Here is a 586-nt window from a genome sequence, read left to right on the forward strand (position 1 = left end):
GGGCTTTGGTGTTATTATCTGCAAAAAATAGCTTAATAAGAAGGAATATGATGTATTTTGTCGAAATTTAAGCATCATAGGGATCTAGTGCTATTTGTCAGCTCGTGAAATAGGCACTTATTACTATCGTAGATAATCTTTCCACTGCAAGTAAAGTTCATCAATTTTATGTAAACGAAGGTGCACAGACATGAAAAAGATACTTGGTTATGCATTGCTCCTGATTGGTGCCTGGTGCGGTGTTACAGGGTATTACAGTTTGTCAGGTAGCGGAGTCCAAACTATAGGTATTTTCGCTTTTATCGCTACTATATTGCTCTTTATTGCAGGTTTTGTTATTTTGATGATCAAGTCAACTAGAACTAATCAGAATAAAGAAGTGAAGAAAACTCAACTGTTTGCTTCAGTGATTTTAATACTTGTACTTTCATTAACAACATCCTGCGAAAAAAAGGATGAAGTCGACTACTTTTCAAAATTAGAGATTTGGGATAAATATGTACTTGGGGACGGATTTAATAACCGCTACTATGATTTTACTATTATTAATCATAACGATGTGCCTGTTACTGGGGCAATATTCGTT

1 protein-coding gene is annotated in these 586 nt (G+C 34.8%); it reads left to right on the forward strand.

What is annotated here, in order from left to right; genetic code table 11:
• Positions 1-190 precede the first annotated feature (190 nt).
• On the forward strand, positions 191-586 hold a 396-nt coding region (locus AC1DWB_RS37010; RefSeq protein ID WP_477546007.1), incomplete at its 3' end, for a hypothetical protein.

The organism is Paenibacillus sp. P4_E11, assembly GCF_056401635.1.